This is a genomic window from Bacillus tuaregi, assembly GCF_900104575.1.
Classification (GTDB): Bacteria; Bacillota; Bacilli; order Bacillales; family Cytobacillaceae; genus Bacillus_BD; species Bacillus_BD tuaregi.
The window spans coordinates 2,082,699-2,106,595 of the sequence record NZ_LT629731.1 but is presented as its reverse complement, the minus strand read 5'-3'; the positions used below and the strand labels follow the sequence as shown (position 1 = coordinate 2,106,595).

The following is a 23,897-nucleotide window of genomic DNA, read 5'->3' as shown; positions in this document are numbered from 1 at the left end:
CGGGTGTTTCGGCTTTTTTAAAGGTAGTTTACCCGAGCGAGCTCAGGTAATCCGGACGCAAATTCGACGGGAGAATTTGATAGCTGACAAAAGTCAACTCGGCTTGGAAGGTTAGGAACCATAATTGTGGTGGATGAAGCAAACGTGAAATATAGACAAAACGGTTGAAAGGACTTTCTTTGCTCATTTGCCTGTATTTATATTTTATCCCATCTTAACTGCAGTAAGACACCTACCTCAAGATACTGAGGCAATATGGAAAGTAGATAGGTAGGGGATCAACTGCCAGTAAAGATCCGATTGAGGAACATAGACTATAAACGCCTGCGGCAACGTCTATGTGACCAGCATGCCGCTGGCCTCAACTAACCATCAGTGGGGATGATGAAAACCCCCACTGATGGAAGTTTCACTTTAGGTGTGATGGATTTTGTAGAATTCATTTCAATGAACTAAGGAAACGCGGGAGCAAGCCCACGTTTCCTCTAGGAAGTATCAAATTTGTCGGTAGTGCCACAGCTATGGCGTTTGTGACATCTGATAATTATTCCTTTACCCCAACCACACGTATTCTTTTATAATCAGCCATCCAGCTGTCTTCCTTGTATAAAGCTTCCTTTACATTATGTTCAACCATAGCGATGATCTCGATTTTGGTATCTTCAGGAACACCCTCTAATAGAGAACTCCCAAACATATCAATCCAGTTTTTCAAGCCATTTTCTCCGTTTAATTTGGTTGGTCGATCATAGTGCTGGGCAAACGTCACGCGAAATCCTGCTTCCTCCATTAATGTGGAGTACTCCGCAATACTTGGATAATACCACGGGAATTGTTCCGGCATGAAATCAAAGCCTGCTTTTGTTCTTTGCCGGATGATTTCATCTGTTATCGTTTGCACATTCCCTTTGCCACCAAATTCAGCAACGAATCTGCCGCCTTTTTTCAAAGATTGATAGATGCAATTTAATGCATAAGCGGGCGGCTTGACCCAATGAAGGGTTGCGTTAGAAAACACCGCATCAAACTCATTCTGGTACTCCAGCTCGGTTGCATCCTGAACAAGAAATTCGAGATGAGGGTATTTCTGGATGGCCTGCTCAACCATATTGGCAGACTTATCGACACCGATCACATTTACGCCCTTCTCATATAAGCTATTAGCCAAATCCCCTGTCCCACACCCAAGGTCGAGAATCCTTTCGCCAGGCATTGGAGCTAATAATTCAATTAAACTACTTCCATACTCTGAAACAAAGGAATGCTTCGTATCATAGAGGTTGGCATTCCAGCTATCGTTTGTGCTGTTTATTTTTTTCATACATAATCCCTCCTTGCATAAAAATGTGTCGATACTCTTATTACTTTTTAATAATGTGATTTTTAACTTCAGACCTTCGATATACCATCAGCGTTACAATGTTTAATAGAATCGTACCAATGGTAAGAACGGCCGCGCTGAACGCGACAGCCCCTGAAATGTCTAGAAGCGCGCCCCAATCCTCGATTTTTACAAGGTGATAGCTATAGAAAATTTGAAAACTAAGCGCCATCGTACAAGCGCTGAAGCTCAAAACAGTCAAAGCAGCCCACTTCTTATGATCATTCTTTTTCCCTTGTGTGAGATAAACGATTGGAAGAATCCAGGCAATGAGTCCCAAAACGAAGCTCCCCAGATTAAGCAAACCAACCATATTAAATCAACACTTCCAAGCCCGTTGGTTTTTGGTATGGCGTCTTGTGCTCTTTAAAGACTAATGTAAAGGTGGAAAGATCATCAGGCAATGCCGGCGAAATGATGTATGTATAGGACTCATGTCCTCTGGAGCCGCCTCCGCCGTCGTTTCGGCAGTCATACTCCGTATCTAAACCTTGAATCGAAAGCTCAAAAAACGTATGGTCTTGAAAACCTCGATGCATATCTTCCTCGCGATACTCCCTATCGATGTTAAAATGGACAACACTAGCATTTTCATATTGACGGATAAAAGTAATCGAATAAAACACATCCTTGTTTTCAAAGGATTTTAGGACGGGGATATTTTTTACAAAACCCTCTGGCTCAACAACAGGCCGATACAGGTCTTCATTTAAAAAATGGGAAAACACGCTGTTTAAAAAATCCTCTTGAAAATCGTACTTATCACTCCAAGCAGAAATAAGTTTCTTTGCTGGAAATCCAGGATCTTGATCTGAAACTACTTTTCGCTCTTTGATTAACGCACAAATTTGCTCGTCAATGGATTGAATTCGCTCATCATAATGTTCCGTTGGTGGTTCGAATGGCAATCGTTTCAATTATTTACCCTCCTTGGATTCTGTATTATCATTCATCTTAACATATATTGGAAACAGGAAGCTTGTTGTTCATCATATCTTTACTAAAAATTTTTTAACGACTAATCCTCCTGAATATCGCTTCTAAGATATTGTGCGGTTAAGGAGTTGCACTTCTCGATAAAATCATGCGGTGTACCTGAAAACATGATTTCCCCTCCATTTTTACCGCCTCCAGGTCCTAAATCAATGATCCAGTCTGCTTGTTTCATAACCTCTAGATTATGCTCAATCACAATAACTGTACTGCCGTTATCCACTAAACGATTGAGTATGGAGATGACATGTTGAACGTCGGACATGTGAAGTCCCGTTGTCGGCTCATCGAGAATGTAAATGTTTCCTGATCGATGCAGTTCACCAGCTAACTTTATTCTTTGACATTCCCCGCCCGATAATGTGCTGAGTGGCTGGCCTAATGTCATATAGTCTAGTCCTACTTCTGATAAGGCTTTTAAGATGGATCGCACTTCTTTTTCCTGAAAAAAGGATAGGGCGTCTGATACGGTCATGTCTAACACATCTGAAATGGATTTTCCATTTACCTTATACTGCAGAACCTCCTCTTTGAACCGCATTCCCTTACAGGTGCCACAGGTCGTTCTTATCGTCTCAAGAAAAGCAAGGTCCAATTGAATCGAACCATTCCCTTGACACTCTGGGCAGGCACCCTTGGAGTTAAAGCTAAAAAGAGATTTACTGACTTTGTTAGCGTCTGCAAAGATATCTCGGATCACATCCATCATGCCGGTATAGGTCGCCGGGGTGGAGCGAATGGAGGTAGTGACTGATTTTTGGTCGATCACAATCGCATCTGGATACTGCTCTAAAAATTCATTGAAAATCAATGTGCTTTTCCCAGAACCAGCTACGCCAGTAATCACTGTCAGCACACGACAAGGAATTTGAACACTTACATGCTTCAGATTGTGTTTAGAGGCATCAACAATGGAAAAAAATTCGTTCCCTTTTCGGGCACTTTTCTTTAAAGGCTGTTTAGTTCTCAAGTATTTTCCGGTTAGTGTATCTGCTTTGTATAAGCCAACAAGGCTTCCTTCATAAACAATCTCCCCACCATTTGTCCCTGCACCAGGTCCAACATCGACAAGATGATCAGCGATTTTCATAACATCCTTGTCATGTTCGACCACAATCACCGTATTTTCTTTGTCCCGGAGAGTTTGCAGCATCGTATTCAGTCGATGGACATCACTTGGATGCAATCCAGTGCTTGGCTCATCAAAAATAAACATCATATCGGTTAGGCTGCTATTAAGATGTCTAAGCATTTTGACTCGTTGCGATTCTCCCCCGGACAGGGTCGATGTTTCACGATCGAGTGTAAGATAATCGATTCCCATGTTCACGAACGATTGCAGTCGAACCATTAGATTGGAGAGGATGGGCATTACCATTGGATCCTCAATCTTTTCGATTACCGTTATCAATTCACTGACTTCCATCGCAGCAAATTGAGCAATATTATACTCATCGATTTTACAATTTAATACTTCCTGACTTAACCGAGTTCCGTTGCATTGAGAGCAGTCCTTTAAGCTGATATATTTCTTGATGTTTTTTGATATTTGATTGTTTTCTTTTGTTAAGTACAGGCGTTTGAATCGATCAATCACCCCTTCAAAATATTTGAGGGGTTCATTTTCTAAGGGTAATACGAGCTTCTCGTCCTTCCCGTGTAATAACGTTTGCCACTCTGCAGCCGTGAAATCTTGCAGCTTTTTATCAGGGTCAAAGATTCCTGAGACTAAATGCTTATGCCAATACCAGGTTCCTACAGCAAAGGTGGAAAATAAAACGGCCCCTTCATTCAGTGATTTCGTCTTATTGAATAGCTTCTCGATATTCGGCTCGATGCTTCTCCCGATTCCCTGACATTTTGGACACATGCCTTTCGGGTTATTGAAGGAAAAAACATCTGATTCGCCCATAAATGGCTTTCCCAATCGAGAAAATAGCAAGCGCAACAAGGAATAAATATCGGTTGCTGTCCCAAGCGTTGAACGGACATTTCCACCCATTCGTCTTTGGTCAATCACTACAGCGGGTGAAAGATTCTCAATGGACAAGGCGTCTGGTTGACTGTAGGTTGGTAATCGGTTTTGAATATAGGTTGAATACGTCTGATTCAACTGGCGATGGGCTTCCTTACTGATGGTGTCAAATACGATCGACGATTTGCCTGACCCAGAAACCCCAGTAAATACCGTAATTTTCCTTTTTGGAATTTGTAGCGATATATTCTTCAAGTTATTTTCTTTTAATCCAACCAGTTTAATAAAATGATTTTCATTCATATGATCCACTCCTGAAATGCGAACACTCTAGTAAGATTATCGTACATACTTCTGAATGGTTGTCTCAAGTTTGGTTGTAGCTAATAGATTTCTTGGGCTGCCATAACAAGAGGCCAATTCCCAGCAACAATAGAATGATCCCGAACCACGAGGTGGTTGTTAAGGTTTCGCCTAATAGAAAAACACCTAATAATGCTGCGGTTAACGGTTCTGCTAACGAAAGGGTAACCGCAGTGGATGGAGAAACATGGACAAGACCTTTGGAAAAAAGGAAATAGGCGATCCCCGTTGCGATAATTCCAAGTTGTAGACTGACACCCACTCCGCGAAAACTCATCAACCATGACATATCAAATAAAAATAAAAATGGCGATAAACCAATGGCACTAAGGGTGAAAACCACGGCTACGACTGATAATGACGAATGTTTTTCCACTAAGGATTGGCTAATAATTGTATAACTAGCAAATGATAGCCCTGCCCCAAGCGCCAAGAAGATCCCAACAGGGTCTACCCTAACAGATTCTTGATTCACAAACAGCATGAGACAACCTAAAATAGCTAGAAAAGTAGAGTACCACCATACTTTAGCTGGACGAATCTTCAAAAAAATCCATTCTGTGAGACCTGAGAAAATAGGGGCACTCCCAATCGCTACGACTGTCCCAATTGCCACTCCGGTAATGGAAACAGCTGAGAAAAACAAAGGTTGATACAAAGCCATGCATAATGAAGCCATTAGCGTTGCCTTCATGGACCAGCCTTGGAAATTGAATTTTCCAATTACGAATACAATTGTTAATAAAAACAGCCCTCCTACAGCTAAGCGAGTCGCTCCAATTGCAATCGGGTGTGCTGTTTCAGGAGCCAGTGCCTGCGTCGTTCCCGTCGTCCCCCAAAGGATGGCGGCCAATAATACGAAAAAAGGAGGCAAATTTCGCTTCATTTCATCACCTCAATAAAGTTCCTCTTTTGAAATACTAAGAGAGGAAATCTCGTGTTTCCATTATATGTTCTTGAGTTTGACACTATAAAACCACATCGCTTTTGGAATCCCTTCTATTTCAAACACGCCATTCATAATCAAATGTCTTACTCGGTACTCAAAATATTCGTCACCAATGTATTGATCTAAATAGCCAATAACCTCACCAATAAGACGTGCTGATTTCATAAAGCTCTTCTTCTTTTGCTGTTTATGTAGCTTGATAGCTTTTTGGATGATATAGTCATCTTGACTTCTCCCACGGCTAAAGCCGCAAGCCTTATCCCTTGCGGTATTTCGGTGGGATTCTTTACAAGAAGTGTGGTTATACAACCCTTATTCTTGATGGGCGAGCCAAGCTCCCTCTAGCTTGTAGGATTTTACAATCCAGCAAGTTACTTTTACGTAAAATGTTCAAAGCACCATTAATGTCAGCATTGAATTTATATCCAGTAGATGTGCGGTATAGTCCTCGCTTTATACGTTTTCCACTAAAGTGGTATTTAGTTTCATCTGCTGGATTCCATTTAGGTAACTCATCGTTGTCATAGAAGGATGCTTTGCTTGTGTAGGATTCTTCTTGTTCTTTATAGAAAATTCCGTAATGCTCACAAAGATTAGAAAGCTGTTCTCGAAGATTTCCAAACGGAATTTGTGTAAATTGTTGATTGTTCTTTTTGCCTATATTGATGTTTCGTTTGAAATCTTCATTATAGCCAATAACAAGATTACCGATTTGATTTTTCAAACAATAGTTAACGATGATTCTAGTTGTTTTTTTAATATAGTCTTGCACTTGATTGTTTCGTTTTAACGTTAACGAATCCATTCTCTTTGTGTATTTTAAACCTTGTTTCATAGCAACAGACTGTAATCGTGCTTTCTCTTTGTTATACAAACGGTTAATTGATTTGAGTCTTTTGCCATCCACTAAAAAGGATGCCCCGTCTGAATCAACACAAGAAGCAAGATTGTTAAGTCCAATATCAATAGCTAAAGCTTTATTGAAATCTAATTCTACTTTTTCACAAATTTGTTCATACACGTATTGAATATGAAAGTATTGTCCATTGTTGCGAGGAACAATCCGAACTTCTTTGATTTTCTTACCTTTTAAACGAGAAGGAAAAGGAATCAAAATATCTTGATAGTCAGGGTGTAATTTTTTGTAAGCATTCGAAACAGCCACACGAAAGAAATCATCTTTAATATTGATAGCATTCGTAGAAAAAATGAGATTAAACAAACCATCTTTCTTTAAGTAACCAGGCATTTTAATATCTTGAAAACGGTATTCGCCTTTCTTAGCTTTCTTTATTAGATTAAAGAAACTTTTGAAAGAACGATCCACTACTTTAAGAATCTGTTGAGAAACACCTGCTTGAATAAGCTTGTAATTTTCATTGGTTTTCGCTACATGATAGTTCGATTCATATTTCAAGAAGGTTTTTTCTACAAAGTAATGCTGGCGAATATTATAGAGCCCTACGTTATATAGATTTTTTGCATAGTGGCACATTTCTCTTAATTGTTGAAATTGCTCTTTAGAAAGACCTCGTATTTGATTGCTTTGCGTCAAGTACATGTTTTCACCTCCTTGTTATATGTTTATTATATATCAAAATATGGAAGCGAATAATTATTTTGGTGAAATTTTCGGTCAATTAAGATGACTAAAGCCATCCCTTGACCGACCTCACTATCATCCCACGCCTAAAGGCGGGCTAACGCCCTTGGTGGGTTTTCTCGTTCGGAAAAGCCTATAAAAATATCATTATTTTTATCCCTCAATAAATACAGAACATACCTTAATCCAGTCTGTTCGTGAGCGTTTTCTCCAACCCAAAGGATTATTTTAGTATGGTTCGGAATAGCGTTTATCATTGTGGTAGTTTGATAGAAATGATGCTGGTATTCATCTAAATAATCCTCATCAAGAATGAGGTGATTTTTTAGCCATTCATCCCTTTGCTTAAGCCCCGTCTCAGTATGCAATTGCCAAACGGGGCCAATCGAAAACAAATCCGAAAAGGAGATGACCTTTTCATCGTTTTGCCTTTCTATTTCTTCTAATACTCTTTTCATGCTACCAGATGCTGAATCACCAAAAAGAATATGTACAACCTTACAGCTATTACCTGTCCTTTCAGCTTGGTTTCTTTTAAAATTCAGAAAGTCATGATAGGTTCTTTTCAAGTCAACGACAAATTGTTCTTCAGAATACCGGTCTGTTTCATCAAGCATTTGGATTCGAATAAAAGTTTGAAATAATAGTGTTCTTACTTCATCATCAGGTAAATGTTTAACGATTCTTTTTAATTCATCTATCAATTTCTTTCCCCCCTTATAAAAATATCTCTAAAAAAATCTAGGATATCTTATTAAATACAATAGAAGCAGCCAAATGGATCGTCCATTGTTCTGTTATAGCAGCCGTTAGGAACTCTTTTTCTTAATACTCCAGTAAAGGACAAGAATCAATGGAATGATAAGGGGAATGATTATGAAAAATGAGAAAGTCCACGTTGCTCCTAAATATAAGACAATATCGTTACAACCCTGCGTTCCGCAAACTGTTTCGCGTAATCCTTTTTCATGTATGGCTGAAAAATAATCAATGAGTCGTATTCCAAATAAGAAAAACCATATGACAACAATCGCAATTGAAATATAAATACGTTTTGACCTTGGATTCCAATGCTCCATTTTCATTCCCCCTTGTCGCTTCAACATCCTTATCTATTAGGTTACCATTTTATCTAAAAGTAATCTGCCTTGTTAGCGAAACAATCCTTCCACTTTCCGTTGCGAAAGGGCACCTTCCGAGTTAATTACTGTATTGGTTGTATATGGGGTATCCAAATGTATGAGCAAATTTACCAAAAGCTAGAGTTTATTGCGAAGTTATAATGATATAGAGTTTTTATGCTAAAATAATGGTATAGATTATGAATGGATGCTATTAAACGAACGAGTAGCATTTTTGTTATGAAGAAAATATAAATCATCGGAAATATGTGAGTTAGCAGATGTCCCCATCGAAAGAGATGAGTAAAATGATAGCTTTATTATTAGCTATCTGTGTGATTTCGTATGGTTTTATTGTGTTTAAATTGATTGATCATAAAATACTAAAATATTTAATGACCTTTATTATTAGTCCCTTGTACGGTATTTTGTTATTTTTGATTGGAATGAGTTTCGGCAATTTATTATTCATTTTCTTTGCCATCTTACCTATTGTTATGGGATATTTTTTTGGCATAGAAGGCAATAAACTTTTTATCATGAAGTGTTGGTAAATGTTACGCCAAAAAGCGCTCAGAAAAAATCTGAGCGCCTTTCTTGTCAATCCAGCAAACTTGTTTCAAGCTACGTTATTTCATTACCGCATTGACCGTTTCTTATAGTCCTTCTCGATTTGACCCTTCCAATTTCGATCAATCTTTTTCCCACTTCGAAGGGTACTGACGGCATCACTGACCGCTTCGTAGTTTAGCAGAGTTCCTGCCTCGTCTGCATGATAATTCACGGCAAACTCTTCTCGAATTCCATATTTTTCCGCGGTTGAGATGGCGTCGATATTGGCGCCAAGGAACATAAAATCCCAGCCATACTCCTGTTGTTGGTGCTGAACCATTTGTTTGATTTTATCTGCTGTATACTCCCGGCTGGCATTTTCCATTCCATCAGTTGTAATGACAAAGAGGACCTTGTCTGCCCGTTCAGGCGGACTCGACTTCTTCTGTATATGGATCATTTTTTGGATCGAAAACCCAAGGGCATCGAGTAAAGCCGTTGTCCCCCCTGCTTCATAATCCTTTTCGGTAAGCGGGGAAACCTTTTTGACATTCACGCGGTCATGTAATAGTTCATAATGATGATCAAATAACACTGTTGTGACAAAAGCATCGCCTTTAGCTTTTTGTTGTTTTTTTAACATCGCATTAAAGCCGCCGATGGTATCATCTTCCAGTCCGGCCATTGAACCACTTTTATCTAAAATAAACACGAGCTCTGTTCGATTTCTTTTCATTCTTATCACCCTCCGTATTCTTTGTACGTATAGGATAACAAGATTCAAGACAGAAATGGTCGCTTGGAAAGCGACATATTAGGAACCAAGCAGCGGTTGATCAAAAGCAAAAAGAGCTTCATTGATTTCATGAATATGATAGTTCTTTTGTTTGATAAAAAATTCAATAATGACATCAAATTTTTGGCTATGTGACAGGGCATAGCCAGCGGCTTCTAATAATGCACTGGTTTCCTCTACATCTAATTGTAAAGCAATCGCTAACGCCAGAACGGTCTTCTTCTTCGGAGAATTGGCTCCATTCCGGATTTTCGAAAATAATCGACGATCCATATTGGCTCTTTTATACACTTCGACGTCTGTCATGCCTTTTTCATCAATTTTTCGGAGCAGTTGATTGGAAAAAGATTCGTCAAGCTGATTAAGCAGGATATCTAATGATGCGTCCTCTTCTACTTGGATTTCCTGCACGTCCATTTCCGCTTCAAGATAAGTATCCACTATGTACGGTTCTTCCATTCGATTGCGCTGAAACGTGGTTTCGATTTCCTCCACATAATGCTCATCGATATATTGATGTATGGAAGAAAATAACTTTTGGCTTAAACCGAATGAGTTTTTGTCAAAAACAACTAAATAGACATGCATGTCATGCTGAAGCAAAAAGGAGCTGATAGTAGTGACGGCAATGTGTAACGCTTCCTCCTTTGGAAAACCGTAAATACCGGTTGAAATCAATGGAAACGCAATCGATTCGCATTGCTTCTGCTTCGCAAGTTCTAAAGAATTCTGATACGAGGCTTTTAGCAGGGCCGCTTCGTGATGGGTACCGCCCTGCCAAATAGGGCCTGGCGTATGAATAATCCATTTGGCCTCAAGCATAAATCCAGGAGTAATGACCGCTTCCCCTGTCTTACAGCCTCCAATTTTGTTGCATGCCTCCTGTAGTTCTCTCTCTCCTGCTGCACGGAAAATTGCCCCGCAAACACCTCCGCCCATTTGTAGGGCAGGATTCGCCGCATTCACAATCGCATCTACCTTCATCTTCGTAATATCATTCCGGACCATTTCTAATGGCATCTATTTTCACTTCCCACTATTCGTTCTTCCCTACATGATACCGATTAACCGTGATTTTTTGAAGGGAAAAAGGAGAATAAGCAACTAGTTCACTGATTTAGATTTTTGGGGTTCTAGTTTCGCTTTGATAATAGGGTTTTGGCGACCGAAATGAAAGAAAAAGGCAAATTGTGGTCGCCTATAAGGCGTCTAGGCTACCCAACCTTTCGGAAAAAGCGAAGTACGGTCGCCTATAAGGCGCTTCCGCTACCCAAGTGCCGCACTTAATGTAACATCTCCTCGGCAATCAATTGATAAGACTGAAGCTATCTCACAGCGAATGGGGTAATCGTCACAATCATCATCTCATCGACGCCATATAACGCCTGCAGCTCATTTCTGCTTTACTTTCCTAGGATCATCGATGATCCTGTTCTGTTTCATCTTTCAATTCATTCCAATCAATCTCTCAATTGTCTCTGAGACCTCTTGAAGAATCCTCTGCCATTCTTTTCTTATCGTTTCACTTAATCCAATCAGGTATTTTATCTGATGAGGCTCTACCCCTATGAGAAAACCCTTTATGGCTTCCTTCTGTTGATACAACGATTGAAATAAGTGGAAGTTATGTGCAGAGATATCTAAAGTGACATATTCATGCAAACCAGCAAGGGGATAAACAGTAAGCTCTCCTGGTTTGTTTCCTGAACAGACCGTATCTACAATGATGACAAATGTAGCATGCGTGATTTGGTCCAAGCAGTAATCAATGTCTGATTCTCCAATCAAAAAAGTTACATTTGGCGTACGATTCTGCTTGGATAGCTGCTCAATGAGATAAATTCCGATTCCATCATCCATCATTAATTGGTTGCCAATACCTAAAACGATGATATTTTCCATTAATATACCTTTATCGTTTTTACTTGTTTACCTGGACTATATACATGGGTTGCGCAGGACATACAGGGATCGAAGGAACGTAGGATTCTGCCAATTTCTGCAGGTTTATCTGGATTCTGAATGTGTGTACCAACTAAAGCTTCTTCAGCCGTACCTCTAAAACCATGATCATCCCTCGTTGAAAAATCCCATGTAGAAGGTGTAATGATTTGATAGAAAGAGATTTTCTTATCTTGAATCTTTAGCCAGTGTCCCAGCGCCCCCCTCGTAGTATCCACTAGCCCCCTTCCAGATGCCGTTTCTGGAAGTTCGTATATTTTTTGCATATTTACACCTGGAAGGATTTGCTGAAGCAATATTTTCATAATCTCTGCGATTTTCTTTGTTTCTAGTGCTCTGGCAATTGTTCGATCCATAGCGGAGATTCCATTACTGTACTCTCCACTTAATACTAATCTTGCCAGCGGTCCGACTTCAAAGGGGAGACCGTTGTATCTTGGTGCCTTCACCCAGGAATAGGCTTTTTCTTTTTCCATATCCGGCTCTGTTACTTGTTCATTTGGTTGGTCGCTGTTCGTTTTTTGTATGAAATAGGAGTAATCTATTTTTTCTTGAATTTTACTTTCATTAAATGCTTCAACTGTTTCCATTGTGGAGACAAGAGGATCCGCATATAGGGTGCCTAACTCCTTATAATGGTTAAAAGCACCATAGGTTAATAGATTCCCATATCCTCCGCCCATACGAAAATAGTCTTCATAGTAGCGCGCAATGTCATATACATCAGGTATCATTTTTTCATCGATAAAACTGGAGATTTTCCCCAAAATAGAATCGATATGTACGACTTTCTCGGCTGTCGCCTGTGTGGTGATTCCTCCAATAAAAACTCCATGATTATGGGGTGCTTTTCCACCTAAAACGGCTAACATCTCATGTGCCAGTCGACTGTACCTGAGAGAATCAAAGTAATGCTGTGATATCCGATCATTCACGTTTTTAGGTAATCGATAATCGTCATGATCAGTCTGGAAAAGAGTGTTTTGTTCAATTTTTACAAAGTCGGGAACTGTATATTGATAAAAATGGCGGATATGATTTTGGAGAAACTCACAGCAATGGATGATATCGCGTAAATACTTTCCTTGTTCTAATGGTTCAATATTTAATGCATCTTCTAAAGCTAAGGATGACGCCACGGAGTGGGCGGCAGAGCAAATGCCGCATATTCGCTGAGTGAAATAAACGGCATCGAACGGGCTTCTCCCTACTAACATTTGCTCAAAGCCGCGAAATAAATTTCCTTTTGTTTGCACATCCATGACTTGATTCTGGTCAATCATGACATCAATTTCCATAAAACCACTAATTCGTGTCAACGGATTAATGACGATTCTCTTCCTCATTCTTCACCACCCTTGTCGTGTCATAGCTGATGAACGGCGCCATAGCATCTGGAAAACCAAACTGAGCACAGCCAATGCATGGCGTATCATCTCCTATCGGCCAATTCACATGACCGTTCCACTGCTTTGTTGGACAATCCACCCTCGTCACAGGACCACGGCAGCCTAGCTTAAATAAACAGGTTTTATCTCCTAATTTTTCAGCAAAAATCCCTCGGTCAAAAAACGGTCTTCTTGGACATCGGTCATGGATCAGTGTGCTATAAAACAGTAAAGGCCGGCCTAAGTTATCTGTTTCCGGCTCTCCATAAAGTAAAAAATGCGCTAATGTCCCTAAAAACCAGTCCGGGTGAACAGGACACCCAGGAAGCTTAATCATATTTTTATCAGGCAGGACCTGTTGCAGCCCCACCGATTGGGATGGATTGGGTTTAGCCGCAGACACCCCTCCATGTGTGGCACATGACCCCACCGCTAAAATATGTGAAGCCTTTTCCCCGAGCATCTTAGCTGCTTGAAGACCAGTTAGAGGCTTTCCTTCCCAGCTGCCGATAATGTTATATAAACCATTGTTTTTAAGTGCTACCGCTCCTTCTACGGCTAAAATATACTCCTCATCCATCGCCTTGATTAGTTTCTCGATAGCCTGCTCTCCTTCAGCAGCCATTAAACTATTCGAATATTTCAGGTCAACCATCGATTGTAACGTGTACTCAAAGTCCGGCTTCTGCCCGTTTAACAAGGAAATGATATTACCGGAACAACCGTTTAATTCCAAGTAAATGAGGTTTTGTTTTTGGATCAACCCCTTTTGGAGGTTCTCCAATGCCGTATGTGTTAACCTTCCTGCAATGGCTTCATTTGTTAAAGACTCTGGTGGCAAAATAGGTCCTTCCATTAAACTAACCTCCCTACAACCGGTAGTGTAGCCAAGATGGATTGTTGCCCAGCATGACATGAAGCAAATTCCTGCGTATAATCTTTGCCTGCCACTAAGCCAAAGTGGGTAGCAGCTGCCCATGTCCGGTTGTTCGTTACATCATAGACAACACCATTAACCGCAACATAGGCAGACCTGCCATTTTTCCCAGTAAATGCAGCTAATTCTTCCATTGTAAAGGTTCGTTGATTCGATGGTGATATAGGTGGAATGGGTAAAGGAGTAATGGGAGGAATCTGTCCTTGATGTAAATTCCCTGAAGGAACTGGAATTGCTGGAAGTGAAGGTGAAAAAGGGTAACTAGTCTTCGCTTGATTTGCCAGCCACTCACTAAGAAAATGGATTGTTGATAATGCATCCCATAATCGCTGAAGAATCAGCGGTTTCATAGAAGCGTCATTCAAGGTAGATAACGTATAGAGATCCTGACGCGCTTGTGTCACAAGAAAATGGATTTGCATTCTAATCATTTCGATGTTTTGCATGATGTTCTCCCCTTTAGACCGTTTCCCCCTATCCGCTTCATACAAACATAAATGAACATACACCTTCAAAAGCATTGACGATAAACATCTTTTCTCTACTAATCCACTGTCACAGTTCATCACTTCCTTCGTAAGCTTCAACTTGAAAGGTTTCACCGGAAACGAGTAGACCATTTGAAATTCCACATTTTGGACATAACGCGATTCTATAGTCAGGTGTGAATTCAAACCAACACTCTTGACATTTTGCCTTCGCCACTTCACGTATAATTTCTAATTTCGTATTTTCATTAAGAAGGCCGATTCCTTGTTGCCGAAAATGGAAAAAGGCTAACTCAAGAGCCTCTGGCATTACATTTGCTAACTCACCAACAATCAGATCAATTTTATCTACTTTGCTAAAGCCATGTAAGCTTGCATCTCTAGAGACTATTTCAATAATTTCAGACATTAGAGACATCTCATGCATCCTTTACACACCTTCTAAAATTTTCCTTCATCAGATGTTTATGCTCGCAATATAGTAAAAAAGACTACATGGATGAAATATATTCACGTAGTCTTTTTTACTTCGATTGCTGTGTTAAAGTATAATGTTGCTTATTTGCAGGTTGATTTTCGTTTCAGACACAAAGACTCCAGCAGGAGAAGCGAGGAAGAAGAGACCCAGCAGACATGTAGTGCCCGAGTCGGCTCGGTGGTCGCCTTAAGTTGCGCGAAGTGCCTGGAGCAAAAATCAACACTCATGTATAACATCGCCAATTCGATAAATAAACCCTAATTCTTATCCAAGCAAGCCTCCTGATAATAAAGCTACCCCAACAATCACTACCATACCGATTCCTTTAAAAATAAAGTTCATTCTTTCTTTCGCTTCCATCATTTTAAATACCACCTTTACTAATTTATTGATTCCATCATATAAGTTAAAAATGAAATTTCTATGACAAATGAAAAATATAGTTGACAAAAGTTTATAATCACAAGAAAAAGGAAATTATCTATAGTTTACAAATTGAACTATGAGGCGATGATATGAACAACCCCAATAAGCAATGCAAAGGCAAACAAGATCATATGTGTCGTGCGAAGTATTTTCACTTTTTTATTTTTAAAAAGGAAGAATCCGATAATGCCAGCGATGACCATTAGAATACCAGAGCCTAATCCAATGATACCATCGTCCCCCAGCTTTCCTTCACTAAGATACATGGTAACACCATGAAAAATAGTTACAGCAAAGGCAATGATGCCAATAGCCAAGTGGTATTTTCCAAAGAACTTCACAATCGAAATATAATGAGTTTTTAATCTTGGATAATGAATGACAATCCATTTCGCCGACTTTCTAAATGGGAATAGTAATCCAGCAGCAACCATAGCTATAACCGATGCCCAGCCAAGCGTTTCACCTAACTCTTCATAAATTTCTTCCTTCTCCTCCTCGTCATGGTTTTCGTAGTCTTCTTCATAATCATCATCAGCCGAAACGACGTTGCTTCCAACCGCTACATAGCTAAGTGAAAAAACAAAGAATAATGCGATGAGCAACATTTTCAAAACCTTCATACATAAAATCTCCTTTAAGTAGCCATTTATTATCTTTAGAATAGACCCTGAAAATGACAAATGACTGAAAATAGGAAGTGAAAGTCACTTACTTTGCATCAAGGAAACATAGAGAAAATGCTTCAGCACCGAAATCCAAGCAGGATTTGGGTGCCAAGAATTAACTGCCCATATTATTGATCTACTAATTAGTAGAAAGGGCGTGGATACGAAGCTGTGAGCCAAATCGGCGCTATCATGGGAGGACTTATTGGGGCGCTTTGTGGACTATTACTCACGCTAATTCTAGAAAATAAAAGAAACGGAAAATCCAAATAAAGTATCATCGTTTTATTTCCAACAAGCCGGTTTCCTTGCTTTAATAAATAAGCTTTCGATACAATTATCTTTAGATATTAAAAAGAAACTGGAGGTTATTTAGTTGAACGAGGTTATTCAATCATTGCTTTCACACCGTTCCGTAAGGTCCTATGAGAACAAACCAGTCGATGAGAAAGAGTTGGATCAAATCATTCAGGCCGTACAGACGGCACCGAATTGGATTAATGGACAACAGTTTTCTATCATTGCGGTGAAGGATACTGAACGTAAGAAAAAATTAGCAGAGCTTTGTGGAGGACAGAAGCATATTGCTGAAGCACCCGTATTTCTTATCTTTTGCGCTGACTTTTATCGAACCTATCTCGCCAGTCAAATGGAAGACAAATCAATGGAGGCTATTTTCGATATAGATACACTCATTGTCGGGGCCACAGACGTAGGCATTGCCCTCGGGACGGCTGTTGCAGCGGCTGAATCATTGGGGCTTGGGACGGTTCCGATTGGTGGAATTCGAAGAAATGGACTTGAAGTGATTAAGGAGCTTAATCTACCACCATATGTGATTCCTGTTTCAGGTTTATGTATTGGACATCCTGCACAGGTACCTGATCAAAAGCCTCGTCTTCCAAAGGAAGCCGTTTACCATACAGAAACCTATCAGCAGGAGCTGATGCCACTTTTGGAACAATATAATGATACCTATAAAAAATATTTAGAAGAACGAGAGCAAAACAACCGCTCCAGCACATGGACAGAATCAGTGGCTAACTTTTTCAGCAAGTCCTACTATCACGGAATAGCTGAGATGTTAAAGCAACAAAAATTTCCCGGCGGAGAGAAATAATCTAAACGCACCATCCTAAAAATGGGATGGTGCTTAAATCTGCCCTGTTTATTTGGCGAAATGAAATCATACTCACACACTGTGGAACATTCTGTGAAACAAGATTTTTCGGGCGGTGCCTGTCACCTAGTCTTTAATGTGGTCTTTCCATTTCACTCATAAATAACCATGAACAAAGCACCAATACAATAATGAAGATGTAAAATAGAACGGCTTTTAATTTTGGCTTGGTTCCACTTTTCAGAACTTGTACTCCTAATGGAGGGAAGGCAAGGCAGAGTCCAATTAAAGAGATGATTGTTGTCATATTCGTTCCTTTTAATACCCCTATCGCTAATGCAAACATCAATCCTAATGCAAGAGAACGGAACCAACCAAATACTTTAGAAAGATATGCTCCTATTGCTAACACAATCCAGCCAAACAGAATAGAAAAATTTAATATATTAACGATATGAAACATCCCATAAAAGTCACCTATAAAATCAGCAGCAACGTCAACAGTTTCACTTTTAACAATTTGAAAAGCAAAGTGATCGACTCCCGAGTGGAAGGCTCTTGCAAATAAACCAACTATTACTAATAGACCACCCCAAAATCCTAAACGTGGCTTATTTTTACTAATTAGCTGAACAAGAATTAATACTGCTGGAAATAATAAAACCATGCCAATAAAGAAAAGACTATAGGATGTGAGCATTAAGGTTGGATGTGTTTCATAAGCAGCTAATTGATCAGGGAAAAAGAAATTAAATTGTATTCTAAGTAATGCTGCTACAACTAATAATATTGGTGCTATTATTAACGACAGGCCTCCCAGCCACCTGCCTGGGAAAGACTCTAAATTATCTAGTGGTAATCTTTTTTCTTGAATCATATTAACTCTCCTCCTAGTAGGATACTTTAGTTAATCGTTAGGATTGCGATGAGATAAACCTAACATGAAACAGATTATTCATGAGGTTCTTTCAAAACGAATTCTTTTAGTACATCCCGTATCCAATCAATAAAATTCTTGCTTGCTCCAAAATCGACATTGAAGAGGCTCTCAGCACTTCCTGAAGGGATACATCTTACCTTATTTTCTCCATCGAAATTTTCTAAGATGACCGTTAGCGTCGCCCTGCCGCTTGTCCGGAAATAATACCTTTCAAAGATAAAGGTACAGATTTGTTTCCCTTCGTCTCCAACTAAATGATGTTCCCAATAGACTAAATCATCCTTCGCTGTTGGTGCACTTAGAATCATATTTGCTGCTTCAAACGGTGATAAGGATATTTTGAATTCAATAGGGTTTTGCATTCACTCATTCCCCCTTCAATGCTTAAATGACAATCTAAATTTGTATTTTTTGCCCAGTGCACTTCATTTTCCAGTTACTCTTATTTTCATGATAGCTTATTATTTACATGTGTAACCCAAAAAGTGTGATTTTTTTGGGTCATCTTGTTTTTTCATCGCCTCGAACCATGCTCTAATATTAATCACTCTTTTTTTTTTGACGGTCGCCTCCTCTTTCAGTAAGATGTAACAGTAAATAACGGAATGTTAGGGTGAAATGAATGAAAATTCTATTGGTCGAAGATGATCGCACCATCGCTTCAGGATTAGAGTACTCCTTGAAGCAAGAGGATTATGAAACCGTGCTGTGTTATCATGCAGCAGCAGCAACAGATATCATACATAATCAAATAGATGAAATCGATTTATGCCTATTTGACCTCAATCTGCCGGATGGCAGCGGCTACGACCTATGTCAGTTGGTGAAAAAACGCCGAGATATTCCGGTCATCTTTTTAACCGCTTATGATGATGAAGTAAACGTGGTCATGGGTCTTGATATGGGCGCGGATGATTATATTACAAAGCCCTTTCGCATTCGTGAGCTTATATCTAGAATTAAATCGGTCTACCGCCGTTATCATCGCGATACTCAACCGAAAAACCTTATCGAAATTAAAAATATTCAAATTAACCTATTGGATGGAAAGGTCTATAAAGATGGCAAGGAAATCTTATTGACGGCATTAGAATATCGGTTGCTCCTGATTTTTGCCAATCATATTGGACAAATTCTCACAAGAGCTCAGCTGCTCGATCAGATTTGGGATGTGGGCGGTGATTTTGTCAACGACAATACCTTAACCGTCTATATTAAAAGATTACGAGAAAAGCTAGAAGACCATCCGCAAAGCCCAACCATCATCAAGACGATTAGAGGCATGGGTTATAAGGTCGGTGATTGAATTGCTTCGTAACCGCGAAATTCAATTATTACTTGCCACTCTTCTCCTGATTAGCGGAATTGCCTTTACGGTAGCCGCTATTTTCCTTTCCCTCGCCTCCGCTGTCCTGGTGATTGTGGTCTCTATCCTTCTGATAGGCAGTACGCTGATGTTCACGAACTGGCGCTACCGTGAAATTGAAAGACTTTCAGGCTATTTACAGGAAATTAGCTCTGGGAACTTTCAGTTGGATGTTCGTGATAACCATGAAGGAGAGTTAAGCATTTTAAAAAGTCATCTTTACAAAGTGACGAAAATGCTTTCTGAGCATGGGGCTGTTTTGCAAGAGGATAAAGCCAAGCTGACCAATGCGATTTCAGATGTCTCGCATCAATTAAAAACCCCCCTCACCTCGATGGTGGTGATGGCGGATTTATTATGTGATCCACGCTTGGATGATGAAAAACGAGCGGAATTTACTCGGAATCTACAGGTTCAGCTGGAGCGCATGGAATGGCTTGTATCTTCCCTCTTAAAGCTGTCCAAAATCGATGCCGGTACGATTAATTTTAAAAAAGAAACAGTCATGGTCGATGCGCTCATTCAAGCAGCCGTCGAGCCATTATTAGTACCAATGGACATTAAAATGCAAAGCCTTACTGTCAAGGGCGAGCAAGAGGCCACTTTTTTCGGTGATTTCAAGTGGACAGCAGAAGCACTCATAAATATTATCAAAAACTGTGTGGAGCACACGGCAGAAGGCGGCGAAATCGACATTCACTACACAGAGAATGCTTTATTCACAGAAATCATCATTCGTGACAATGGCAAAGGAATCCCTAAGGAGGAACTCCCCTACATTTTCAAACGCTTTTACAAAGGAAAAAACGCAAGTGAGGATAGTGTCGGAATCGGGCTTGCGATGGCGTACAGTATTATTACGAGTCAGCGGGGGGATATTGAGGTGCAAAGTCAGCCTGGTGCCGGGAGTCAATTCCAGATTAAGTTTTTCAAGCAGGTGATATAATCCTGCTTTTTTTCATCCATCATAACTCATCCCCTCCCTTTCACCGCTTAAGTGAATAAATTGTCACTTTAGAGTCACGTTAAAGTCATACTGGCTCGATATACTGACATCATACAAAGAAATGATGGAGGCAATCACATGAATATATTAGAAGTTAAAAATCTTTCAAAGGTGTATGGCAAGGGTGAAACAGCGGTTAAAGCCCTTGATGATGTTTCTTTTTCCGTGAAAAAAGGCGATTTTGTTTGCATCATTGGACCATCTGGTTCAGGAAAGTCCACCCTGCTTCATTTACTAGGCGGTGTCGATCGTCCAACGAGTGGAAAAGTGCTGATTGATGGAACCGATATTTATGATTTGAATGAAACACAGCTAGCTATTTTTAGACGAAGACAAATTGGCTTAATTTATCAATTTTACAATCTGATACCCATCCTTACGGTAGAAGAAAATATTACACTCCCGATGCTTTTGGATGAACAAAAGGTGGATTCGGCCCATTTTAACAAGGTGGTTGAGATTTTGGGCTTGAACGAACGCCTTTCCCACCTACCTAACCAGCTTTCAGGCGGTCAGCAGCAGCGTGTATCCATCGGACGTGCCTTAATCAGCCTTCCTGCGATTATGCTTGCCGACGAACCGACAGGTAACCTGGATAGTCAAAACAGCAAGGAAATCATGGAACTGCTGAAAATGTTCAACAAAACTTACAATCAAACCTTGATGGTCATCACCCATGATGAACGCATCGCTCTTCAAGCAGACCGCATCATTTCGATTGAAGATGGCAGGATTGCCAAGGATGAGGTGATTCGTCCGTGAATATCATCAATAAAGTAACCATTAGGCATTTAAAAGAAAACAAACGCCGCTCCCTCGTAACCATTATCGGGGTCATCATTTCAGTAGCCATGATAACCGCTGTGGCGACATTGGGTGTTTCTTTTTTAGACCTAATGATTCGCCAGGAAATTAGTGACAATGGAGAATGGCATGTTCAATATCAAAATGTTACACCAGAGCAAATCGAGGCGATTGCGAAGGACAGTGAAACCAAATCGGTCATTCTCTCTAGCGATGGCTATGCTGCACTAGAAGACTCAAATAACATCAATAAACCTTACCTATATTTTAAAAACTATAACAAAACAGGTATGGAGCACTTCCCGATTGAAGTGCTAGAAGGCAGACTTCCCCGCAATGAGAATGAAATCGCGATTTCTGAAGCGATTGAGAGTAATGCGAAAGTCGAGTACAGAATCGGCGAAGAGATCACAGTCGACATTGGTGACCGTTGGGACAAGGAAAACGAAAAGACACTCACGCAAACGGACTTCCTTAAATGGAAGGACGAGACTATCAATGAAGAGCTGAAAATAAACGAAACCAAAACGGTGAAAATCGTTGGGACGATTGAACGCCCCTCTTGGGAAACGAGCTGGTCCCCAGGTTACACCGTTATTGGCTACGTGGATGAACAGACTTTAAGTGAAAAGGTTGACGCGTTTGTGGTATGGAAGAAAATAAATCGTTCCTTTTATGACCATGTAGAAACTCTCGCCCAAGCCCATAAGATTGAAAAGTTTCATTATAATACCGAGCTCTTACGCTATTATGGTCTAACGAAAAATGATAACCTGCGGATGACGCTTTTTTCTCTAGCCGGTATTATTATGGCTGTCATTATCATCGGCTCTGTCGCTTTAATTTATAATGCGTTTGCCATAAGTGTATCTGAGCGGGCCAGACATTTAGGGATGCTTTCAAGTGTTGGTGCGACGAAAAAGCAGAAACGAAATTCTGTCTTTTTTGAAGGCTCGGTGATTGGAGCAATTAGTATTCCGATTGGAATTCTTGCAGGACTTGGAGGGATTGGGATTACCTTTGCTTTTATCAACAAGTTCCTCCAGAGTGCACTTGGGGTTTCTGAAAAGCTAGAGCTAGTCGTGACACCTTCTTCCCTTTTGATTGCCTGTGGAATTTCAATTGTAACCATCTTTATATCCACCTATATCCCAGCACGAAAGGCTTCAAGAGTGTCAGCAATTGATGCCATACGCCAAACCCATGACATCAAGCTGTCAGGGAAAACGGTAAAAACCTCTAAGCTTGTACGAAAAGTGTTTGGATTGGAAGCGGAAATTGGTCTGAAGAATGTCAAAAGAAATAAAAAGCGATATTTGGCCACCGTGTTTTCACTTGTGATTAGCATTGTTTTGTTTTTATCGGTCAGTTATTTTACCGATAATCTGAAAAAGTCACTTTCGATGTCGCAAAATGATATACAGTTTGATATTCAAATATACTCTAGCGAATTAGAGTGGCATAAGCTTGCTGAGTTAACCGAGTTAGAACATGTTACCAAAGCTTCCATCATGAAGGAAGCACAATTGGATGCCCTAGTTGAGATGGATAAGCTTCCAGCTCAGCTGAAAACGCAAATCAAAGAGCATAACCAGGAACTTGAGGATGGTAAGTTCCCTTATTTTGTGACCGTGCATGGCTTGGATCAAAAAAGCTTTAAAGACTATGCGGAACAAATCGGTGTAAACGCTGATGCTTTTTACCAGCAAGATACACCAAGAGCGATTATCATCAATCAAACCTCCTATGAAGATTATCTATCGAAAAAATTTATTGAGTCCAAAACGATTGAAGCAGAGGTGGGAGATACCCTTGACTTATCTAATATCCCTAACGGAGATAACCCTAATGAACAGCTACAACGAGAATTTTTGAGCAGTGTTGAAATTGGTGCTCTAACAGACCAAGTTCCAATGGGCGTTCATACTCCTTCTCTAGGTGGCTTAAATATAATCGTCCCCGAAACCAGCATGGAGCAGTTAGGGATTGACCCAGAGGAAGTAGGCACTTATGTCCATCTAAACAGTACGGATCCAATGGCGACTCAAACAGCGATTGAAGATCGAAAAGAAACGAATCTCCAAGTATACAATGTCTATCAGCAGCGCCAACAAGAGGAACAGATGATAATCTTGCTGTCTGTCTTCACTTATGGGTTTATTACGCTTATTTCTTTCATCTCAGTTGCTAATATCTTTAATACAATCTCAACCAGCATTTCCCTGCGAAAACGGGAATTTGCAATGCTCAGGTCCGTGGGTATGACGCCGAAGGGCTTTAATAAGATGATTCATTATGAAAGTATTTTTTATGGCGTAAAGGCTTTACTCTATGGTCTGCCACTCAGCGTGCTTGTTATGTTCGGGATTCATCGCTCCACCGGCTACACCTTCGAGTATGAATTTAGCCTTCCGTGGATGAGTATTCTATTGGTTATCATTGTGATTTTCTTGATTGTCGGCTCAGCGATGCTGTATTCGATTTCGAAAATAAAGAATGATAACATTATCGAAAGCTTGAAGCAGGAAAATATTTAAAAGAAAACGCGATTAGCCCACATGCTAATCGCGTTTTTGTTTAG

Annotated in this window: 24 protein-coding genes; 5 read left to right on the top strand and 19 right to left on the bottom strand. The window is 40.0% G+C overall.

Translation table 11 applies throughout. The annotated features are described in order from the left end of the window. Positions 1 to 544: 544 nt before the first annotated feature. The 17 genes from BQ5321_RS12375 to BQ5321_RS12290 all read right to left on the bottom strand — a co-directional run bounded on the left by BQ5321_RS12375 (position 545) and on the right by BQ5321_RS12290 (position 16,035). Complete coding sequence (locus tag BQ5321_RS12375) at positions 545 to 1,321, bottom strand: class I SAM-dependent methyltransferase (protein WP_071394785.1); 777 nt, start codon at positions 1,319 to 1,321, stop codon at positions 545 to 547. Between the two features lie 40 nt (positions 1,322 to 1,361). Beyond that, positions 1,362 to 1,694: a hypothetical protein gene (locus tag BQ5321_RS12370; RefSeq protein WP_071394784.1), complete on the bottom strand. Its 333-nt coding sequence runs from the start codon at positions 1,692 to 1,694 to the stop codon at positions 1,362 to 1,364. A 1-nt stretch (position 1,695) separates the two neighbouring features. Further along, complete coding sequence (locus BQ5321_RS12365; protein ID WP_071394783.1) at positions 1,696 to 2,298, bottom strand: hypothetical protein; 603 nt, start codon at positions 2,296 to 2,298, stop codon at positions 1,696 to 1,698. Between the two features lie 101 nt (positions 2,299 to 2,399). After that, entirely contained in the window at positions 2,400 to 4,652 is a 2,253-nt protein-coding gene (locus tag BQ5321_RS12360; protein ID WP_071394782.1) for an ATP-binding cassette domain-containing protein, read from the bottom strand. A 64-nt stretch (positions 4,653 to 4,716) separates the two neighbouring features. Further along, complete coding sequence (locus tag BQ5321_RS12355) at positions 4,717 to 5,598, bottom strand: EamA family transporter (protein ID WP_071394781.1); 882 nt, start codon at positions 5,596 to 5,598, stop codon at positions 4,717 to 4,719. Positions 5,599 to 5,658: 60 nt separating this feature from the next. Next, positions 5,659 to 5,970: a DUF3658 domain-containing protein gene (locus tag BQ5321_RS24830; RefSeq protein WP_071394780.1), complete on the bottom strand. Its 312-nt coding sequence runs from the start codon at positions 5,968 to 5,970 to the stop codon at positions 5,659 to 5,661. Further along, complete coding sequence (locus tag BQ5321_RS12345) at positions 5,963 to 7,222, bottom strand: RNA-guided endonuclease InsQ/TnpB family protein (RefSeq protein ID WP_071394779.1); 1,260 nt, start codon at positions 7,220 to 7,222, stop codon at positions 5,963 to 5,965. Before BQ5321_RS12345 ends, BQ5321_RS24830 begins: the two co-directional genes overlap by 8 nt. Positions 7,223 to 7,350: 128 nt before the next feature. Further along, positions 7,351 to 7,968, bottom strand: coding sequence for a DUF1835 domain-containing protein (locus tag BQ5321_RS12340; protein WP_071394778.1), 618 nt, complete (start codon positions 7,966 to 7,968; stop codon positions 7,351 to 7,353). 105 nt (positions 7,969 to 8,073) lie between these two features. Continuing rightward, positions 8,074 to 8,343 carry a hypothetical protein gene (locus BQ5321_RS12335; protein ID WP_071394777.1) on the bottom strand — a complete coding sequence of 90 codons (270 nt, stop codon included), beginning with the start codon at positions 8,341 to 8,343 and terminating at the stop codon, positions 8,074 to 8,076. 679 nt (positions 8,344 to 9,022) lie between these two features. After that, entirely contained in the window at positions 9,023 to 9,673 is a 651-nt protein-coding gene (locus tag BQ5321_RS12325) for a vWA domain-containing protein (protein ID WP_071394775.1), read from the bottom strand. A gap of 78 nt (positions 9,674 to 9,751) precedes the next feature. Continuing rightward, positions 9,752 to 10,753 (bottom strand): macro domain-containing protein, encoded by a 1,002-nt coding sequence (locus BQ5321_RS12320; protein WP_071394774.1) that lies wholly within the window; start codon positions 10,751 to 10,753, stop codon positions 9,752 to 9,754. 426 nt (positions 10,754 to 11,179) lie between these two features. Beyond that, positions 11,180 to 11,635: a hydrogenase maturation protease gene (locus tag BQ5321_RS12315; RefSeq protein ID WP_071394773.1), complete on the bottom strand. Its 456-nt coding sequence runs from the start codon at positions 11,633 to 11,635 to the stop codon at positions 11,180 to 11,182. Beyond that, positions 11,635 to 13,041: a nickel-dependent hydrogenase large subunit gene (locus BQ5321_RS12310; RefSeq protein WP_071394772.1), complete on the bottom strand. Its 1,407-nt coding sequence runs from the start codon at positions 13,039 to 13,041 to the stop codon at positions 11,635 to 11,637. The genes BQ5321_RS12315 and BQ5321_RS12310 overlap by 1 nt, the downstream gene beginning before the upstream one ends. Beyond that, positions 13,019 to 13,939 (bottom strand): hydrogenase small subunit, encoded by a 921-nt coding sequence (locus BQ5321_RS12305; RefSeq protein WP_084786757.1) that lies wholly within the window; start codon positions 13,937 to 13,939, stop codon positions 13,019 to 13,021. Before BQ5321_RS12305 ends, BQ5321_RS12310 begins: the two co-directional genes overlap by 23 nt. Continuing rightward, positions 13,939 to 14,466: a cytochrome b5 domain-containing protein gene (locus tag BQ5321_RS12300; RefSeq protein WP_071394771.1), complete on the bottom strand. Its 528-nt coding sequence runs from the start codon at positions 14,464 to 14,466 to the stop codon at positions 13,939 to 13,941. The genes BQ5321_RS12305 and BQ5321_RS12300 overlap by 1 nt, the downstream gene beginning before the upstream one ends. Before the next feature lie 109 nt (positions 14,467 to 14,575). After that, positions 14,576 to 14,935 (bottom strand): hydrogenase maturation nickel metallochaperone HypA/HybF, encoded by a 360-nt coding sequence (locus BQ5321_RS12295; RefSeq protein WP_071394770.1) that lies wholly within the window; start codon positions 14,933 to 14,935, stop codon positions 14,576 to 14,578. Positions 14,936 to 15,486: 551 nt separating this feature from the next. Next, positions 15,487 to 16,035 carry a hypothetical protein gene (locus BQ5321_RS12290; RefSeq protein WP_071394769.1) on the bottom strand — a complete coding sequence of 183 codons (549 nt, stop codon included), beginning with the start codon at positions 16,033 to 16,035 and terminating at the stop codon, positions 15,487 to 15,489. A gap of 421 nt (positions 16,036 to 16,456) precedes the next feature. On the opposite strand from BQ5321_RS12290, the gene BQ5321_RS12285 reads away from it, so the two are divergent. Further along, entirely contained in the window at positions 16,457 to 17,200 is a 744-nt protein-coding gene (locus BQ5321_RS12285) for an NADPH-dependent oxidoreductase (protein ID WP_071394768.1), read from the top strand. 133 nt (positions 17,201 to 17,333) lie between these two features. Here BQ5321_RS12285 and BQ5321_RS12280 read toward each other — a convergent pair whose 3' ends face one another. After that, on the bottom strand, positions 17,334 to 18,077 hold the full coding sequence (locus BQ5321_RS12280; protein ID WP_071394767.1) for a hypothetical protein: 744 nt from the start codon (positions 18,075 to 18,077) through the stop codon (positions 17,334 to 17,336). Between the two features lie 74 nt (positions 18,078 to 18,151). Next, positions 18,152 to 18,502: a DUF6054 family protein gene (locus BQ5321_RS12275; protein ID WP_071394766.1), complete on the bottom strand. Its 351-nt coding sequence runs from the start codon at positions 18,500 to 18,502 to the stop codon at positions 18,152 to 18,154. Between the two features lie 260 nt (positions 18,503 to 18,762). On the opposite strand from BQ5321_RS12275, the gene BQ5321_RS12270 reads away from it, so the two are divergent. The 4 genes from BQ5321_RS12270 (at position 18,763) to BQ5321_RS12255 (ending at position 23,853) form a co-directional block, all read left to right on the top strand. After that, a complete protein-coding gene (locus BQ5321_RS12270) occupies positions 18,763 to 19,446 on the top strand; it encodes a response regulator transcription factor (RefSeq protein ID WP_071394765.1) in 684 nt (227 codons plus the stop codon). 1 nt (position 19,447) lies between these two features. Then, positions 19,448 to 20,452: a sensor histidine kinase gene (locus tag BQ5321_RS12265; RefSeq protein ID WP_071396892.1), complete on the top strand. Its 1,005-nt coding sequence runs from the start codon at positions 19,448 to 19,450 to the stop codon at positions 20,450 to 20,452. Between the two features lie 138 nt (positions 20,453 to 20,590). Continuing rightward, on the top strand, positions 20,591 to 21,274 hold the full coding sequence (locus tag BQ5321_RS12260; protein WP_071394764.1) for an ABC transporter ATP-binding protein: 684 nt from the start codon (positions 20,591 to 20,593) through the stop codon (positions 21,272 to 21,274). Then, entirely contained in the window at positions 21,271 to 23,853 is a 2,583-nt protein-coding gene (locus BQ5321_RS12255) for an ABC transporter permease (protein ID WP_071394763.1), read from the top strand. Before BQ5321_RS12260 ends, BQ5321_RS12255 begins: the two co-directional genes overlap by 4 nt. The last annotated feature ends 44 nt before the right edge of the window (positions 23,854 to 23,897 follow it).

What these genes read in the sequence shown, in the direction of transcription:
- BQ5321_RS12375 (WP_071394785.1), bottom strand. Translation starts at nt 1,321, where the DNA reads ATGAAAAAAATAAACAGCACAAACGATAGCTGGAATGCCAACCTCTAT.
- BQ5321_RS12370 (WP_071394784.1), bottom strand. Translation starts at nt 1,694, where the DNA reads ATGGTTGGTTTGCTTAATCTGGGGAGCTTCGTTTTGGGACTCATTGCC.
- BQ5321_RS12360 (WP_071394782.1), bottom strand. Translation starts at nt 4,652, where the DNA reads ATGAATGAAAATCATTTTATTAAACTGGTTGGATTAAAAGAAAATAAC.
- BQ5321_RS12355 (WP_071394781.1), bottom strand. Translation starts at nt 5,598, where the DNA reads ATGAAGCGAAATTTGCCTCCTTTTTTCGTATTATTGGCCGCCATCCTT.
- BQ5321_RS12345 (WP_071394779.1), bottom strand. Translation starts at nt 7,222, where the DNA reads ATGTACTTGACGCAAAGCAATCAAATACGAGGTCTTTCTAAAGAGCAA.
- BQ5321_RS12335 (WP_071394777.1), bottom strand. Translation starts at nt 8,343, where the DNA reads ATGGAGCATTGGAATCCAAGGTCAAAACGTATTTATATTTCAATTGCG.
- BQ5321_RS12325 (WP_071394775.1), bottom strand. Translation starts at nt 9,673, where the DNA reads ATGAAAAGAAATCGAACAGAGCTCGTGTTTATTTTAGATAAAAGTGGT.
- BQ5321_RS12320 (WP_071394774.1), bottom strand. Translation starts at nt 10,753, where the DNA reads ATGCCATTAGAAATGGTCCGGAATGATATTACGAAGATGAAGGTAGAT.
- BQ5321_RS12315 (WP_071394773.1), bottom strand. Translation starts at nt 11,635, where the DNA reads ATGGAAAATATCATCGTTTTAGGTATTGGCAACCAATTAATGATGGAT.
- BQ5321_RS12310 (WP_071394772.1), bottom strand. Translation starts at nt 13,041, where the DNA reads ATGAGGAAGAGAATCGTCATTAATCCGTTGACACGAATTAGTGGTTTT.
- BQ5321_RS12305 (WP_084786757.1), bottom strand. Translation starts at nt 13,939, where the DNA reads ATGGAAGGACCTATTTTGCCACCAGAGTCTTTAACAAATGAAGCCATT.
- BQ5321_RS12300 (WP_071394771.1), bottom strand. Translation starts at nt 14,466, where the DNA reads ATGCAAAACATCGAAATGATTAGAATGCAAATCCATTTTCTTGTGACA.
- BQ5321_RS12295 (WP_071394770.1), bottom strand. Translation starts at nt 14,935, where the DNA reads ATGCATGAGATGTCTCTAATGTCTGAAATTATTGAAATAGTCTCTAGA.
- BQ5321_RS12290 (WP_071394769.1), bottom strand. Translation starts at nt 16,035, where the DNA reads ATGAAGGTTTTGAAAATGTTGCTCATCGCATTATTCTTTGTTTTTTCA.
- BQ5321_RS12280 (WP_071394767.1), bottom strand. Translation starts at nt 18,077, where the DNA reads ATGATTCAAGAAAAAAGATTACCACTAGATAATTTAGAGTCTTTCCCA.
- BQ5321_RS12275 (WP_071394766.1), bottom strand. Translation starts at nt 18,502, where the DNA reads ATGCAAAACCCTATTGAATTCAAAATATCCTTATCACCGTTTGAAGCA.
- BQ5321_RS12270 (WP_071394765.1), top strand. Translation starts at nt 18,763, where the DNA reads ATGAAAATTCTATTGGTCGAAGATGATCGCACCATCGCTTCAGGATTA.
- BQ5321_RS12260 (WP_071394764.1), top strand. Translation starts at nt 20,591, where the DNA reads ATGAATATATTAGAAGTTAAAAATCTTTCAAAGGTGTATGGCAAGGGT.